Source organism: Olivibacter sp. LS-1 (assembly GCF_008245145.1).
Taxonomy (GTDB): Bacteria; Bacteroidota; Bacteroidia; order Sphingobacteriales; family Sphingobacteriaceae; genus Olivibacter; species Olivibacter oleidegradans.
The window spans coordinates 4,853,740-4,869,335 of record NZ_CP041643.1 but is presented as its reverse complement, the minus strand read 5'-3'; the positions used below and the strand labels follow the sequence as shown (position 1 = coordinate 4,869,335).

General features: G+C 42.6%; 12 protein-coding genes. 4 read left to right on the top strand and 8 right to left on the bottom strand.

Going from position 1 to position 15,596, the window contains the following annotated elements; translation table 11 throughout:
* The first annotated feature begins 91 nt into the window (after window positions 1–91).
* Window positions 92–895, top strand: a complete 804-nt coding sequence (locus tag FKG96_RS20155; protein WP_149105945.1) for a carbon-nitrogen hydrolase family protein — start codon at window positions 92–94, stop codon at window positions 893–895.
* A 135-nt stretch (window positions 896–1,030) separates the two neighbouring features.
* Window positions 1,031–1,264, top strand: coding sequence for a DUF6597 domain-containing transcriptional factor (locus tag FKG96_RS20150; RefSeq protein WP_149105944.1), 234 nt, complete (start codon window positions 1,031–1,033; stop codon window positions 1,262–1,264).
* Window positions 1,265–1,754: 490 nt separating this feature from the next.
* On the opposite strand, the gene FKG96_RS20145 is transcribed toward FKG96_RS20150, so the two are convergent.
* Complete coding sequence (locus FKG96_RS20145) at window positions 1,755–2,264, bottom strand: SRPBCC family protein (RefSeq protein WP_149105943.1); 510 nt, start codon at window positions 2,262–2,264, stop codon at window positions 1,755–1,757.
* A gap of 141 nt (window positions 2,265–2,405) precedes the next feature.
* Window positions 2,406–2,765, bottom strand: a complete 360-nt coding sequence (locus tag FKG96_RS20140) for a helix-turn-helix domain-containing protein (RefSeq protein WP_013667682.1) — start codon at window positions 2,763–2,765, stop codon at window positions 2,406–2,408.
* Between the two features lie 125 nt (window positions 2,766–2,890).
* Between FKG96_RS20140 and FKG96_RS20135 the strand changes: the two genes are divergently transcribed.
* A complete protein-coding gene (locus FKG96_RS20135) occupies window positions 2,891–3,682 on the top strand; it encodes an SDR family oxidoreductase (protein WP_149105942.1) in 792 nt (263 codons plus the stop codon).
* Window positions 3,683–3,745: 63 nt separating this feature from the next.
* A complete protein-coding gene (locus FKG96_RS20130; protein ID WP_149105941.1) occupies window positions 3,746–4,069 on the top strand; it encodes a nuclear transport factor 2 family protein in 324 nt (107 codons plus the stop codon).
* A gap of 115 nt (window positions 4,070–4,184) precedes the next feature.
* Here FKG96_RS20130 and FKG96_RS20125 read toward each other — a convergent pair whose 3' ends face one another.
* From FKG96_RS20125 to FKG96_RS20100, 6 genes are all read right to left on the bottom strand, one after another.
* Complete coding sequence (locus FKG96_RS20125; RefSeq protein ID WP_149105940.1) at window positions 4,185–4,967, bottom strand: NIPSNAP family protein; 783 nt, start codon at window positions 4,965–4,967, stop codon at window positions 4,185–4,187.
* Window positions 4,968–5,067: 100 nt separating this feature from the next.
* Window positions 5,068–6,900, bottom strand: a complete 1,833-nt coding sequence (locus FKG96_RS20120; protein WP_149105939.1) for a glycoside hydrolase family 2 protein — start codon at window positions 6,898–6,900, stop codon at window positions 5,068–5,070.
* Window positions 6,901–6,992: 92 nt separating this feature from the next.
* Window positions 6,993–8,420, bottom strand: coding sequence for a DUF3863 domain-containing protein (locus FKG96_RS20115; protein WP_130858370.1), 1,428 nt, complete (start codon window positions 8,418–8,420; stop codon window positions 6,993–6,995).
* A gap of 127 nt (window positions 8,421–8,547) precedes the next feature.
* A complete protein-coding gene (locus tag FKG96_RS20110) occupies window positions 8,548–10,230 on the bottom strand; it encodes a hypothetical protein (RefSeq protein WP_130858369.1) in 1,683 nt (560 codons plus the stop codon).
* 63 nt (window positions 10,231–10,293) lie between these two features.
* A complete protein-coding gene (locus FKG96_RS20105; RefSeq protein ID WP_149105938.1) occupies window positions 10,294–11,955 on the bottom strand; it encodes a RagB/SusD family nutrient uptake outer membrane protein in 1,662 nt (553 codons plus the stop codon).
* 19 nt (window positions 11,956–11,974) lie between these two features.
* Window positions 11,975–15,358: a TonB-dependent receptor gene (locus FKG96_RS20100; RefSeq protein ID WP_149105937.1), complete on the bottom strand. Its 3,384-nt coding sequence runs from the start codon at window positions 15,356–15,358 to the stop codon at window positions 11,975–11,977.
* Between the last annotated feature and the right edge of the window lie 238 nt (window positions 15,359–15,596).

The following is a 15,596-nucleotide window of genomic DNA, read 5'->3' as shown; positions in this document are numbered from 1 at the left end:
AAAAATAAATGAACGATGGAATGAACACTTGTTATGATAGAGGAGGTATGATAAAACTTTGTTATATTTAGCGTATTATTCCATTCAACTCATGAAAATAGCGCTGGCGTCGCCATTTTTTCCTAAATCTCTTCGCGAGGGACTTGCTTCGTTACGTGTTTTAGCTGAATATGCTGGGCTGCAACAAGCAGAAGTGGTCTGTTTCCCTGAATCTTTCATCCCTGGTTATCCGGGAATGGGTTATTCAAAAGAAGATCGTACAGCTGACGCATTAAAGTGGGCGTTGGCAGAGGCTTGCGATATAGCTAAAAGAAATCATATCGCTATTATTCTTCCCATGGACTGGTATCTTGGATCACAAGTGTTTAATCTAGCTCATGTTATATCAAATAAAGGAGAATTGTTAGGTTATCAAACAAAAAATCAGTTAGATCCTACAGAAGATAATTTATGGACGGCAGGCGAGCAGCGGCAAATTTTTGAGCTGAACAAGGTCAAGTTTGGAATCACCATATGTCATGAAGGTTTTCGATATCCTGAGTCGGTACGGTGGGCTGCTCAACGAGGTGCACAGATCGTTTTTCACCCGCATTTTGTCGGCAGTAATGAAAAAGGAATGCTCCTCACCGAGTTCGGCGCTAAAGAAAATCCCTATTACGAAAAAGCAATGATGATGCGCGCCTTGGAAAACACCATTTACTTTGCCAGCGTCAATTATGCCGCTAAGTACCAAGAAGCGGCCAGTGCTGTCATAGCGCCCGACGGTTCTTGCTTAGCTAGGCAGAACTATGGAGAAAGCGGTGTGCTGATAGTCGATATTGACCTAAGTAAAGCTACCGGCACCTTGGCGAAGCGTTTTAAGCCAGCCTTAGTATATGAGAAGACGTTTTCGTAATAACAAAAGTAAGCTCGTCGTTATGCACGTTTAATTTTGATAGTTTTTTAATTGGCGTAAGCCCATCACTAAATTTAGTTATTAAAAAATGTAACTTTGGAAGAAGCCCTTTTGGCAGGATAAGCAATCTTTAGTATGCCATTCGAATATTTCAAACCTTGTGAAGAGCTGAAACCCTATATTCACTCTTACTGGACACTCAAAGGTACGAACGGAGCTTATGAAGTTTTTTATCCTGATACCTGTGTCGACATTGTTGTGAATATGGGTGATCGATTTGCAACAAGTCAGCAGAACATTGTATTAGAACCACAAACGGCCTATTTGGGAGGGGCATTAACAGAAGCGATATACGAAAAAGTTAGTTGATAATCAATTTTGTAAAAAAGAAGAAAGGAAATGGTTCGTTCGTACAAAATCTTGGTAGGATTGATTTTTACTTTTGCAATAGCGCATCTGCTATATCCACTTTTTGATCGCACCGGGTTAAGCTCAACCGCAAGTGTGATGTGGTTTCTTTCAGGCGGCTTGGCCATGTTTTTCAATGGCTGTATCAATCTAATTCACTTGGTGGAAAAAAACCGTTTTGCAAGGCTGATGAGTGTGGTAACAAACGCTGTCATGTTACTTTTTTTGATCATCCTGTGCATGGTGATTTCCGAAATACAGGTTTTCGTTTTAACCTTTGTTTTATTGTTAACTTTAATCGTGAGTGTAAGGTCTTCATGTCAAATATGATAAACAAGAGCTTAAAGCTCAATCGTTAATGCTGTTAGGTTCCTGCTTCTACCTTTGCATGACAGCGATAAATTGACCAATCGGTCTTCATACAAAGAGTATCCTACTGAATACGATACGCTTATGAACCTGTTTTTAATAGGTCCATAAATCTTCCGCATTCCGCATAATCCTTTATAATACGATTTCGTTCCTCTAAGAACCTGCGAAGATAGTTGTTGAGAATTAACCGGTCGAAAGACTTGCCAAAAACACCATAAGGAATACCATAATCAAAATGATCAATAACCGTAGTGAAATTGCCAACTGTTCTAAAAAAATGATCATGTTTGATGTAAGAAAACGGCCCTTTTAATTGCTCATCTCTGAAATGGAATGGACGTTCAAATGCTGTTATCTTCGAGGTCAGTTGCTGGCGTATTCCAAAATGCTTAGCTTGCCAGGTGACGGTTTCATTAAAGCCAATCAATCCACAAGTAGTACCGGCTATAGCCTTTTCATCAGTTCCTACGGTGGATATACAGTGTAAATCAATACTTCTCGACAAATCAAAGCAGATATCAATTTCCGCTCGAATATTAGTGGTTAATTCAATTACAGGCACAATTGGTTTATTAATGAAGTTAAACATGAAAGTGGTCATTATTGTCTATAGCTAAACCACTCCGTATATCCGTAAAGTTAATGATATCAACGTAAATCTATCGTAAAAATTATGTTAACCTCTGCGATACGAATCTGGTTAATACTTTTTTTTTACTCTCAATCGAGTTTACGGGGTAAATCTTTTTGCTATAACGGTTCTTAACTGCTCTCCATTTTCGTCTCCCCATCGTCCTAAGGTATCAATTACCGGGATCAAGCTCTTTCCGAATTCAGTAAGGCTATATTCAACTTTTGGCGGAACTACCGGGTAGATTTTCTTGCTTATAAGTTCATGCTCTTCCAATTCTTTCAATTGAATGTTCAACACCCTGCGCGAAGCATCCGGTATTTTGCGTTGTAATTCGCTTGGTCGTATATGACCTTCATTGATAAACCAAAGCAAGCGTATCTTCCACTTGCCGTATAATACTTCACCAACCAGGTCAAGTCCGCAATTTAAGTTAGGTATTATTTTTCTTTCGTACATGACACAAAAATAAGCCTATGTTCCTCGGCGTACAATAGGGGAATAATTTATCCCTATATGAATCGTAATGCCGTACTTGTAGGGACGTATCATACTTCTCAACTTTGCATTGAAAGTTATTGAACATGGAAAATTTAGATTATCAAAACGAACTATCAGGCAAGATTGCTTTGGTAACCGGTGGAACAAAAGGAGCAGGCAAAGCCATTGCTGAACGTTTAAACCAAGCGGGTGCAAAAGTAATCATCACGGCTAGAAACAGACCCGAATCACTCAATAAAGAGCAGTATTTTATTTCGGTAGATTTAAGTAAACCGGAGGGCGCTGCTAAAGTTGCGGCTGAAGTGTTTGAAAAATTCGGGAAACTCGATATCCTCGTAAACAATCTTGGAGGTTCCGAAACCCCGGGGGGGGGCTTTGTCGCATTAACTGACAGGGATTGGGAAGAGACGATACAAACCAATTTACTCGCTCCGGTTCGCTTAGATAAAGCGTTTCTACCGCAGATGCTTAACAACAAAAGCGGTGTAATTATTCACATCGCATCTATTCAAGGCAGGTTGCCGCTCTATGATTCCACTCTTCCGTATGCCGCTGCAAAAGCAGGCCTAATTAATTACAGCAAGGGGCTGTCAAAAGAAGTATCCGCTAAAGGTGTACGTGTGTTAACCGTTTCCCCGGGTTGGATAATGACAGAATCGTCAGCGCGAATGATGGAACGTATTGCTGAAAGCTCAAATATTTCCATCGAAGCAGCTACACAAAGTGTAATGGATGCGTTAGGTGGTATTCCTTATGGAAGACCAGCTCAACCTGAAGAGATTGCAGAATTGGTTGGTTTTCTTGTTTCTCCAAGAGCCGGCTATTTAACGGGTACAGAATACGTCATAGATGGGGGCACTATCCCAACCATATAATTGCAGCATGAAATTGCATCTAAAAGAAATACAAAAAATTAGTTAACCATAAATGATACGAATATGAAGCTACCTAAGGTTATAACCAAATTAGTTGAAGCACAAAATCAAGCCGACAGTGTTGCTTATGCTAACTGTTTTTCTGAAACTGCTACTGTCTTTGATGAAGGGAAAACGTATAAAGGAAAAACAGACATCGAACAATGGATTGCCAATGCTAATGAAAATTACAAACCCGTAATGCAGCCTCTTCACTTTGAAGAAAAAGAGACAACAAGTATTTTAAAAGCAGAAGTATCAGGAACCTTTCCCGGTAGCCCTGTCGTTTTAAACTATCATCTTGAAATCGCAGATGGACACATTCAGTCTTTAAAGATTACGACATAAAAAAGAACTGACAAAGGGCCTATTCCGTATCGTGCAGTAGAGACGCAGCCAATTGTTAGATGGCCGTAATGATTAATTCAATTGCCATCTAACAATAATTGGTTCTCGGTTGACACTATACCTGTGAATAAGGAGTTGGAATCAAAAAGCTATTGCTAATTTTAGAAATGGTATTCGCATACTGCGGATCTGCTAGTAATTTTTTCCATTCAGGGTCTGCCCCAAAAGCAGACCACCCCTTATCGCGTTCTTCCATGCTGTTGCACGTGAGCATATAAGTGATACGGGGTAGCCTGTCACCGGCAATCACTTCACCAAAGAATACAGGCATCAATTTTGCGCGTTTAAAAATAGGAAATTCTCCATCATGGAACATCTTAATCTTTCTTCTTACGGCGTCTTCACTATAACCTTCATATGTTCTTAATTCAAATATCCGTGACTCACCTGAAGGGACAACCATTGTAGGAAATCCATCAAAGGCAACCATTAAAGACGACGTAAAGCGATTGTAGACAGGTTTATCAGCAGGTATACTGTTATATGCGGCGCTATTTTTAATATAATCGACGTCCGCTTTTACTTTTGCATTAACGGATTGATAATTATCGAGCGAAGAATAAGGCATCAATAAATAAATTTTGGCGGGATCCGATGGTCTCCATTCCTTAAAGACACCAACTTTTTTTACTCCATATTTATTCAATGCAGGAATAAGGGCTGTTTTGAAATAATTTTCCAGCTGACCTATATCAGAACCAAATCGCGCTTCATATTCGCGCCATTCGTATACTTCTTTTTGCGTCGGCGCTTTATCATTTGCCATTGTTGGGTTGATACTTACTGATGCACTTGCAGCAGCCACAAGCGAAGATTGGAGGAATTTCCTGCGTTCCATAACTGTTAATTCGGGTTTAATGTATAAATGCTAATGCATAAGATAAAGATATTCATACTCGGTCGACTTCCAAAATCTTTCAATAAAATATTGGGTGTAATCAGTCCTGTCCATTTTGTCCGATACTCTTATTCAATTCATAACTATCCTTAATAACAGCTTCGTTAATTTCCTTAATGCGCTCTAGTTGCATTTTTTCCACTTTTCTATCATAAGTCAACACACCGTTCACTTCATGTTCCACATCCGTTGTTTGCGTATATATGGCCACACTGAGCCCCTTATACTTCATGAGCTGATCTACTTGCTCTAGAAGTAATATATAACGGTCCGTGAGCGCTGTCTGCGTAGGCTCATAAGCATAGGCATTATTTTCTACGGGCCACATATGGCCTCGGGTGTATAATCCCACACCCCCAAATTCACCTAAAGAGGCTGCCCGCGCGCTGTCAGGCACCGAAGCGCCGTAAGGTCCCACATAGATGTGTGTATCCACAAAGTCCCCATTGCCCGGGTCGCCGTAAGCCTTCTGATAGCTGGGATTATTATTAAAGCCGGAGTTCCCATTAACCAGTCGCGACGGATCGTATTGTTTCACCCAATCCGTGATGTTTTTTACGTCAAAGGCTCCCCAGTTTTCATTGAAGGGAACCCAGGCGATGATAGATGGCGAATTATAGTGATCATCAATTATTGCCTTCAGTTCCTTTCGGAACATTTCCCGGTATATCGTCGTATCTTCGTTAGGATACCAAATGGCAGGCATATCTTGCCAAACCAGCAATCCCAATTTATCCGTCCAATAGTAAAAACGCTGCGGTTCCGTTTTCATATGCTTTCTAATCAGGTTGTATCCTGCCTTTTTCGTATACTCGATGTCGGATTTTAAGGCTTCCTCAGTCGGCGCCGTTAATATCCCATCCGGCCAATAACCCTGATCCAACAACCCCAGTTGCATCACAAACTTTCCATTCAGAAGCGGTCTTACCACACCATTTATTTTGCACAGTTTAATATCCCGCATAGCAAAATAGCTCGTTACTTCGTCGGAGATACCACCATCTTTACCATAAAGACTTAACTTTAGGTCATAGAGAAAAGGGCTGTCTGGCGACCAGAGCTTCGGATTTTTTATGGGCAGGTAAAAATACGAACCACTCACTCCATCACTCTTGGTAATCAGTTGTTTACCATCATAAGCAGCCGCGGATATCTTTTTGGCTCCATCACTTTCTACAAATATTTTTAGTCGTCCATGGTCAAGCTCCGGAAGTAAACGAATACCCTGTATAAAGTGTTTATTTACCGGTTCGAGCCATACCGTCTGCCAGATACCGGAGGTGAAGGTATAATCGCCCCGCGGACCGTTTTTGCCTGATGGTGTTTTACCATCATTTAAATCCTTAGCTGCTACAATGAGGGTGTTTTTGCCGTTTTTTAGGAAAGGAGTAATATTTATAGAGAACGCATCATAACCTCCTGCATGGCTGCCGGCTTGCTCTCCATTTACAAAGATGGTTGCATCATGATCCACCGCACCAAAATGAAGAATGATCTGTTTGTTTTTCCAGGCAGCAGGTACTTCAAAAATCCGCCTATACCACATGTTTATTTCCTGTTTCCGTTGTATGCCCGACAAAAACGATTCCGGGCAGTAAGGAACAAGAATTTTCTCCGCTACGTTATCAAAAACGGCCGGTTTTTGTGGCTGAAAAGCGTCCGGAGCATCCTTTCCCCCGAGATAATCCCACTTGCCATTAAGACATAACCATTCCGCTCGCTGCAATTGCGGTCGAGGGTATTCCGCTAAAGGGACTTCCGCCCGGCTTGCCGTTTCGGTCCACGGAGTAGGCAATTGAGCCACTTGACCCCTAAGGGGATAGGCATTGACAAAGAGAAGTAAGAAGTAGATAAAGTATTGGTAAGTCGTCATAGTAATACAAGATTATACATTTTTTTCAGTTGGTGGCTTGGTCTTTAGTCCAAAGCCCCCAAAAAATCATGTAACTGAATACGGTAAGTTGTCTAATTGCTAAAAAGCTCTGGATAGTATTTTTTAATCAACTGCTGATCATTCGTAGCCAATTCGCTCAGTTGTTTAGGCTTATCCTGGGGCCTTAAACCTTTTTGGTTCAGCACATTCATCAGACTCCAGTCTTTACCTGGTTTGTTTGGCGAGGGGTCTGCCGGCTCCCGTGCAGAAAGGTCATATCGTGTAAAATCAATAACATAGGTAGGGGACTCCTTTTTATGCCAATTACGGAGTAAAGCCAAACGAAATGATTTATTCATAAACCATTTAATTTCCAGGTTATTATAAGAATCACCTAATCCAGAACCCTTTTCTATAAATCGATAATTCCAATCCTCATTTGAGGCATGCTCCTTTCTCCAGAGATTACCAAATTCGCCGAAACTGGTAAAGTGCGTATCCGGCCAACGCTTTTTTGTATCCGTTACCCATTTTTCCATCGCCTCACAGATAAACTCCCGCCCAAATTCATGCACCATTTGCGCCTCCCAAATGTTGGTTACCCAGCCAAATCCATTTAACTCCATGCCTTTGTCAAAATGAATAGCCTGCGTATGCATGACTTCCCGGTGTCCGAGGTCTAAACCCCAGCCTTTATAAGTCTCAATAGGACCTACACCTCGGCGACTGTTATAGCCGGTTATTTCGTGACCATTGGCACCGCTCTGGCGGGCACAGATAAAGTCTACCGTCCAGCCATCCAAGTTTACACAATCAATAAAATCAGCCTTCCCCTGCGCGGGTTTGCAAAAGTGCTCTGTAGAAGGATAAAAAGGATAGGAAGGTGAACCATCCGCTCCACCGCCATCAATATTGTGCTGGCTCCATATCACAGCATGCGCCACATGAATATTTTCCTTTTCTGCAAGGTATTTAAGGTTGTCTGCCGATAAAAATCCGCCCATGATTGATTGTGGACGATAACCATTTCCTACCATATTGGAAATGAGTGTTAGCGCCTCCGATATTTCGCGATTTACCCGCTCACGTGGCAGATACATAGCGGGGAAATAACCTGGAAAGTATGATACTTCATCACCATACTTTTTTTGACAGTCGACTACATAATCACGTATTCGCTTAAAATTTTCGCGTTGGTCTTCCAAGGCATTTAATGTAAATCCCCAAGTCAAACGGCCATCGGAATTGTTCTTTGCAAAGGCTTCCCGTAAAGCGCGCACACCCTCTAAGGTATGCCAATCTCCCTCATCACGTGGATGCAATTTGACATCACGTGACACCTCCCAGGGGGTAGTGCGTATCATGATGCATAAGGTGACAAAGCGATTGCCTTTTAGCTGAAGCGCGGTATCAGAAGAAGCTATTTGTGCGTTTGCTCCTAAATTAATGAACACAAGAGCGACTCCTAAAAGAAAATATTTTAAAGAACTTAGTCGAAATACTATAAAGGTAATTTTCATTAACGTAATTATTTTATTCTTTGTGTCTGTTTCTAACAATATTCATGCTGCCTTTGGCATGAACTCGTTTCACTCATTTTAAGTTATTTACAATGAAGCTGCCATAATGCACCACCTCCTAAAAATACTAAGGGTTAGTGCAATCCAGAACGATTTGATGTGCCGCAGGCATTATCTGGAAAACCGCCTCATTTGTTTCGGCACCTTGTTGAATTGATCCCTTGTTACAATTAAGACTATAAGAAAAATTTCGAAATTCCGCCTTTACTTGTTTGCGCGTAATAGATTGGAAAGGCAGGTTCGCAGATACCGCGGTGTGTAGTTCCAATATCCAATTGAATCCTTTTTCTTTCGGTTTACAGTTCACTTCAAAGCGGTCTTCGTGGAAAATGATCGTAAAAATATTTCCCGCTTCATCCCGCGTGCTTACCTCTAATACATTTTTTTCCTTCTCTGTTACCGTTGGGTCTTTTAAAGAGAGGCTCACTTTTCTTCCACCAGAACCTATTTTCACGATGCGGAGTCCCGCGCGATCCTCTTTCGTACTCCAGTTAAAACCATCTACAATGGGTAGCGCATAATAAAAAAATTGGTTCCCGGTACCTGCTTTCCGCAAATAGCTGGATTCAAATTCTTCATCAAATAGATGTATATCCCGGAATCGAAAACTTTCTTTTTCCCACAACAAGTTAGTACGGTAGTAACGGCTGTTAAACCATACACTTTTACGCCCTTCATCCCGCACATCATCGATCGTTGTCACGGCCGTTGCTGGCGTCATATCAAACCTTGCTTTGAACCAGGCCGCGGAACTTGCCAATGTTTCTATCCGGATTTTCCCGGCTTTCGATAATGAATCAAATAAGGGAAATTGCATGGTTAAACCTGCTTCCATTCCATCCCAAGTGAACGAGTTTTCCTGACCAGCTTGTGCATAGCTAAAGGCTAGGCAGGGCTGGTTCACAACAGATTCCAAAAAGTACTCGACCCATTTTTTATTCTTACCTGACTCCTGGTAAACGGGCTCCAGAGAGATTACTCCTTGACGGGAATCTCCCAAGCCGGTATCGTATTGGTAAATAGGATCGCTCCCGAGCATGCGAAAAATCGGAACCGGAATCTGAGACATCTTGCTTTGTGCTGGCATATAGGCATTCAGTTTACTAGGATAATAGGCTTGATTCCAATATCCGCCCCAGAGCGTATACCCATCTGTTCCTACCTGATCTTTGCAATTACAGGAAGCAATGATTCCATATTTGTCATACATATAGGCCAGTGTATGTGAGTCGATAAACCAAGAACCAACCGACTTGGGATATTGGCCATAGATCTCTTTAAACTTTTCCATATAGACGTCTACCAATTTTTCTCTTTCTTCCGGACTGTAGCCAGTGGTGAAGGCAATATTAGCATGAGAAACCCACGCATGTTCTCCGCGCCATTTAATACCTGCGGCTTCTACATGCGGCTGCGTAATTTCCCACCAAGCTCCAATTTCACAGTTTTCGCGTAACTGGCTTTTCATGAGCGTCTGATATTTCGGATTAATCAAAGCATCGTATTGAAACAAGAAAGTAGCCGGAAACTGATATTGATTGACAAGTTGAATCTGCTTCCTTACCGTTTCGAACAAGAGACTATCGGCATCTTGTACCCGGTAGTCTGTTTGACGGATGAAATTCACAATATTGATGATTCGGGGTGCCTCGTTACCAGTTCGATCATTTGCTTGACCGTAGGCGAGGTCATACATTGTATTCGTTATAAAAATCAGGAAAATAAAAAAGAATGCTTTTTTTGTATACATAGAATTTATTTATTTATTGAAGAGGGAACCTTGTTGCGTACCCCCTTCTTTTTCTGTTATAAGTTACCAGCCCGGATTATTGGGTAATAAATTAGGATTGAGCGTTAACTCATCCAACGGAACGGGATAATAATAATGTTTAGGTGTTCTGAAAAAACGGGCATTCGCCGGGTCGATAATCAGAAAGCCATTCGCATCTACATTACCCGGGTTACCGTCGTTCAATACCTTGAGTTGTTCATATTGCGTTCCTTTATATTTAATGCCAAGTAGAGGTTTAACGAGTTCTGTCGCGGCGGTTTTCCAGCGGCGTAGGTCGTCTCGTCGAAAACCTTCAAAAGCTAACTCGATGGTACGCTCGCGACGGATTTCGGTCAACATGTCCAAAGCGTTGCTGTTCACAAAGGCATTACTTAGCACCGGCATTTCCACGCCTTTCCGCGAACGGATCACATTGATTGTTTGATTCAGCACATTATCACTGATAGCACCATCTTTCTCAAAAGTGGCTTCAGCTAAGATAAGTAAGACTTCCGGATAACGGATAATATGGTAATCATAGATTGCTTCATTAACACCGGCAACCGTTTCGCCCATAAACTTCCATAGCTTGTAACCTGTGCGGGTTTCCGGGCGAACGGTAAACTTTGCTACACACGAGTCGGGACCATTAGCATTGCGGTAGTTGGTGCCGGGCATGATAAAAGTTTGCGACATCCGGGGATCACGGTTACTGAATTCATCGCTGATTTTCTCATAACCCTGAAAGCCCGAATTGCTTTTTTCGATGGGAAGGCCGCTGCTTTTGCAGAGGTACATATCAGCCAATTTTTTGGTCGGCGTTCCCCGCCAGCCCCAATAAACGGAATGCGCGGCAGAATGCATGCGGATGTTTTTGGCATAACGACTGTCGAAGATGCCCTCGTGTGAGTCATCCCCTTGGTCAATGAACAGCTGACGATAGCTATCGTCCCCTGCGCCCTCGAATAATTGGTATTCGTTGCTTTCGATAACCCGTTTTGCAGCATCTATCGCTTGATCCAATAACTGACCGTAGTCGCCCCGATGCTGGTGATATTTGGCCCATGTTCCAGCAAAAAGAGCTACACGTGCTTTTAAGGCAAGGGCTGCTCCTTGAGTAACACGACCGAGCTCGCTCGACTGAACTTCACTTTGTTTAGGGAGCTTAGAAGCAGCTTCTTCAAGTTCCGACAAAATGAAGTCTTCGGCCGTCGCCTGTGGTTGACGCTTGCCATATAGCTCTTCGGAGTCGGTGCTCAAAACACTCGTTAGAATCGGAATGTCATTGAAGCGCTTCATTAAGCGCCAATGGTTATAGGCCCTGAAAAAGCGCGCCTCCGCAACATAGCGTTCAATTTCCTTTGGATCGCCGGCATAGCTTTCACTTTTTTCAATGATTTTATTGCAATTGCGCAGGTCTGCAAAGCGATTGCTCCATAAAGTATCGCTGGTAGGAGCGCTCCAGGTGCCATTGCTGAAAACGTCTGGAGCTTGATTATAGCCAATATCACTATCCACATCTTTCACGTCAAATGATTCAGCAGTAGTATATAATTGATTGACCGCTTTCATAAAATCGCTCGGCCCTTTCCAAAACTGGCTGTCGCTTAGGTTATCTTTGGGGCTTAAGTCGATCTTCTGACAATTGACCATAAGCAGTAGTATCGCGATGGCTGTAAAGATTCTTGATGGATATTTTTTCATGATGATATACATGTTACGTTTAGAAAATAAGATTAAGGCCCAATGAATAATTACGTGCAAAAGGATAGCTTGTGTAGCTGCCACCACCTTCTATATTGCCTCTATCTTCCGGATCCCAACCGCCCGGTGTATTGTGAATTTCGAATAGGTCCTCACCACTGAAATAGATCCGAAGCTTTTCAAGTTTGATCCGCTGGGTCAATTTTTTAGGGAAAGTATAACCGATCTGGAGGTTCTTAAGCCGGGCATAGCCGACCCGATGGGTGGTGTTAGTAGAAGGATTATAGTTGTAATAGCGTTTATCCGTCAGCGTAATGGCCGGGTATTGGGCATCGGTCCGCTCGGGTGTCCAGGTTTTGCCATACCAATATTGCGCCGACTGGAACCAAGGGTAATAGAAGGGCATGGAAGCTTCACCTTCTAAAATCATAGTGCGTCTGCCTATGCCTTGAATGAATGCCGTGAAATCAAAACCCTTATAAGAAGCAAAGAGGTTAATACCAAAATTATAACGCGGGTTGGTGTCTCCCAAATAAATTAAATCGCCTGATCCTGGGCTGCCGTTGCCTAATTCAGATAACCTGCCATCACCGTCCAGGTCTTTATACTTTGCATCACCAATGCCTACCTGGGTTTGGATCATCCCTTCATTGGGGAAACGTGCCCGATAGTCGGCCAACTCCTGCTCATTCTGGATAATGCCGTCAAACACATAGCCAAAGTAAGAATTTAAGGGGTAACCTGCCGGTGTAGCGTTATTGCCAAGCTCAATCAGGTTGTTACCGATCCGTTGCGTTACTTTATTTTTCGCATCGCTGATATTGGCACGTACGGAATAGCTGAGATCACCCACTTGGTCGCGCCAGCCAATATTGAGTTCCCAGCCCTGAACAGCCAGCTTGCCGCTATTGGTAGTAGGCGCTTCAATACCCAATGCCGATGGGTAGGCAATGGGTATCAACATGTTGTTATTGTTTTTCCAGAAATAGTCCAACGAACCATACAAGCGATCGCGCAGCATACTAAAATCCATACCGATGTTTTTCGAGATAATGGTTTCCCAGGTTCTTGATTTTGAGACGAGGTTGGACTGTGTAGCCAGTTGGCCGCGCTGGCCATTACCGAAGGGATAATAGCCTGCGTAAAGGCTCACTAGCTCGATATAATCATAGGGTCCAATGCCAGACTGGTTACCCATTTCACCATAGGAAGCCCGCAACTTCAGATCATCAAAAAAGTTCAGCTTTTTGATAAAAGCCTCCTCGGCCAGACGCCAGGTAGCATTTGCACCCGGAAAATAGCCCCAGCGGCTATCAGGGTCAAAACGCGAACTACCATCTGCTCTGAGGGTTGCCTCCAGGAGGTATTTATTGTTGAACGCATAATTAACCCGCGAAAAGAACGAATTGATGGTCCAGGCATTACCATGGCTCGTAGCTAATTGGTCTTGTGCGCTGCCTAAATTCAACGGCATGGACTCCTGCTGATCGAAATTGATGCGCTTAGCACGAAACATATCGTAATTGGCAGATTCGCTTGCCGCACCAATCATTACACCGATATCATGCTGTCCGATGGTTTTTTTGTAGTCGCCATATAAAGTAAAATTCTTATAAAGCGTTTTAGCATATTTTCGTTCGGCACTATTAGGGAGTCTAGCTGTCCGATGGTTGACATTATCCCAATTGTAGCTATATAATATTTTCTGCACAATGGAACTATCAATGTCATTCTTACGTACCACCGCTCTTCCTACCAAGTTCAGGTCTTTGGTTACTTTATAGGTCAACTGGTTGTTAAAGGTGAGGTTTCCTCCGGTAAGCGAAGATTCTCCACCCTCTTCCAATACCTGTGCCGGATTGTCAAAACCTTCGAAGGTGTAAAAATTGCCTGCAGGATTACGGAGTGGTGCCCAGCTTCGCGTTTTATAGGTAAGTTCCCATATGTTTTGCCCTTCACTGATACCCGAGGAATAGTTTCGGTTATTGGCTTCATACGATAAATTAAAATCGTACTGTAGGTTTTTGGTGAGATCAATGGTTGATTTTGCCCGCGCATAATAGCGTTTGTCATTATCAATGCCAAATTTAGGTAACCCTTCTTCGCGGGCATGCCCCAAAGATATCAGGTAGGTATATTTATCGCCACCTCCCGAAATACCAAGATGATAGTTCTGTAGACTGCCGTTGCCAATGATTAATTTGTTCCAATCTTGATTTTTATAGAATTTGGGATAGCCCGTCCACCGTCCCCAATTAGAAGTAGGGTCTACACGGTCGCTACCTTCCAGAATAAGTTGCAGTTCTTCTTGAGTATATTCGATGGGGAAAGAACCATCGCTGATTTCCAAGGCCATTGCAGCGTGCTCGTATAGGCTGGCTGCTTCCTTCACCAAAGCCGGTGTTTTAAGCGAGTAATAGCTGTCTAAAGAAATTCGAAGGTCTTGATTTTTCCGACCGTTCTTTGTGGTCACTAAAATAACGCCGTCCGCCGCTCTGGCTCCGTAAATAGCAGCCGTTCCATCTTTCAAAACCGAAATATTTTCGATATCGGCTGGATTAATCAGACCGATATCACCTTCTGCTCCATCGATGAGTACCAGTGGAGAACCGCCGTTAACAGAGGATACATCGCGTATACGCAATGCCGGACTGCTACCGGGTGCCCCACCATTACGGACCACAGTAAGCCCCGGAACCTGTCCTTGCAGTGCGTTGGCGGCATTCCGTACCGGTCGTGATTCGAAGGTACGTGAATCCAGGGTGGATACCGCTCCTCCTAAGTTCGCGCGTTTGACCGTGCCGTAACCCACAGCTACTACCTCTTCCATTTGTTGCATTTCTCCCTTCAGCGTAACACTGACCGTTGTTCGGGCGCCGATGCTTTCCTCAAGGGAATTATAACCGAGATAGGAAAAAATCAATACACCCTCTGTTTCACTTACTCGGAGACTATACTTACCATTTGCATCAGTTAACGTACCGATTTTGGTGTTTTTTAATAGCACGCTTACACCTGGTAAGGGCTCTCCCATTTCATCAAGCACTTGTCCGCTAACCATTTGCTGTTTACCCGTTGCCGTCTGCTTGGCGCTTTTAGGGCTTACGGCTGTTAAAATCACATCATTGCCAATAACTTTATAATCAACTTCACGTGTGGAGAAAATATCTGATAAAATTGCAAGAACCGCTCGTTTATCAGCCTTTATAGATATGGGCTGTTCTACATCAATGAGGTTTCCATCGTAAAAGAAACGAAAGTCAGATTGTTCTTCAATCGCATCTAGTACATCAATGATTCGTTTATTTTTAAGCTCAAATGATAATTTGGTTTGCTGCGCATAAGAATCTATTGCGAATACAACATTGACTGACAAGAAAAAAAATGCCAGTATTAATTTCATGGTACGTAGTATATTTGAGAATTTGCAATAACAATAACGCCAGCTCCAAACGCGTTGGAGTTGATAGACAATTTTCATATTTTTGTTATGATTTAAGTAAAAAAAATAAATTTATTTTCGATTTATTTTACACGGGAACATGCTGGTAACATGTTTCCGTGTTTTTATTTTAAGGTGCTCTTATTTTATCATAGGCAATTACGTTAGGTTTATACCAAGATCGTCCCCAATCTTTTTT

Excerpts from the sequence above, each read along its gene's own strand:
- FKG96_RS20155 (WP_149105945.1), top strand. The coding sequence starts at position 92 with ATGAAAATAGCGCTGGCGTCGCCATTTTTTCCTAAATCTCTTCGCGAG.
- FKG96_RS20150 (WP_149105944.1), top strand. The coding sequence starts at position 1,031 with ATGCCATTCGAATATTTCAAACCTTGTGAAGAGCTGAAACCCTATATT.
- FKG96_RS20145 (WP_149105943.1), bottom strand. The coding sequence starts at position 2,264 with ATGTTTAACTTCATTAATAAACCAATTGTGCCTGTAATTGAATTAACC.
- FKG96_RS20140 (WP_013667682.1), bottom strand. The coding sequence starts at position 2,765 with ATGTACGAAAGAAAAATAATACCTAACTTAAATTGCGGACTTGACCTG.
- FKG96_RS20135 (WP_149105942.1), top strand. The coding sequence starts at position 2,891 with ATGGAAAATTTAGATTATCAAAACGAACTATCAGGCAAGATTGCTTTG.
- FKG96_RS20130 (WP_149105941.1), top strand. The coding sequence starts at position 3,746 with ATGAAGCTACCTAAGGTTATAACCAAATTAGTTGAAGCACAAAATCAA.
- FKG96_RS20125 (WP_149105940.1), bottom strand. The coding sequence starts at position 4,967 with ATGGAACGCAGGAAATTCCTCCAATCTTCGCTTGTGGCTGCTGCAAGT.
- FKG96_RS20120 (WP_149105939.1), bottom strand. The coding sequence starts at position 6,900 with ATGACGACTTACCAATACTTTATCTACTTCTTACTTCTCTTTGTCAAT.
- FKG96_RS20115 (WP_130858370.1), bottom strand. The coding sequence starts at position 8,420 with ATGAAAATTACCTTTATAGTATTTCGACTAAGTTCTTTAAAATATTTT.
- FKG96_RS20110 (WP_130858369.1), bottom strand. The coding sequence starts at position 10,230 with ATGTATACAAAAAAAGCATTCTTTTTTATTTTCCTGATTTTTATAACG.
- FKG96_RS20105 (WP_149105938.1), bottom strand. The coding sequence starts at position 11,955 with ATGAAAAAATATCCATCAAGAATCTTTACAGCCATCGCGATACTACTG.
- FKG96_RS20100 (WP_149105937.1), bottom strand. The coding sequence starts at position 15,358 with ATGAAATTAATACTGGCATTTTTTTTCTTGTCAGTCAATGTTGTATTC.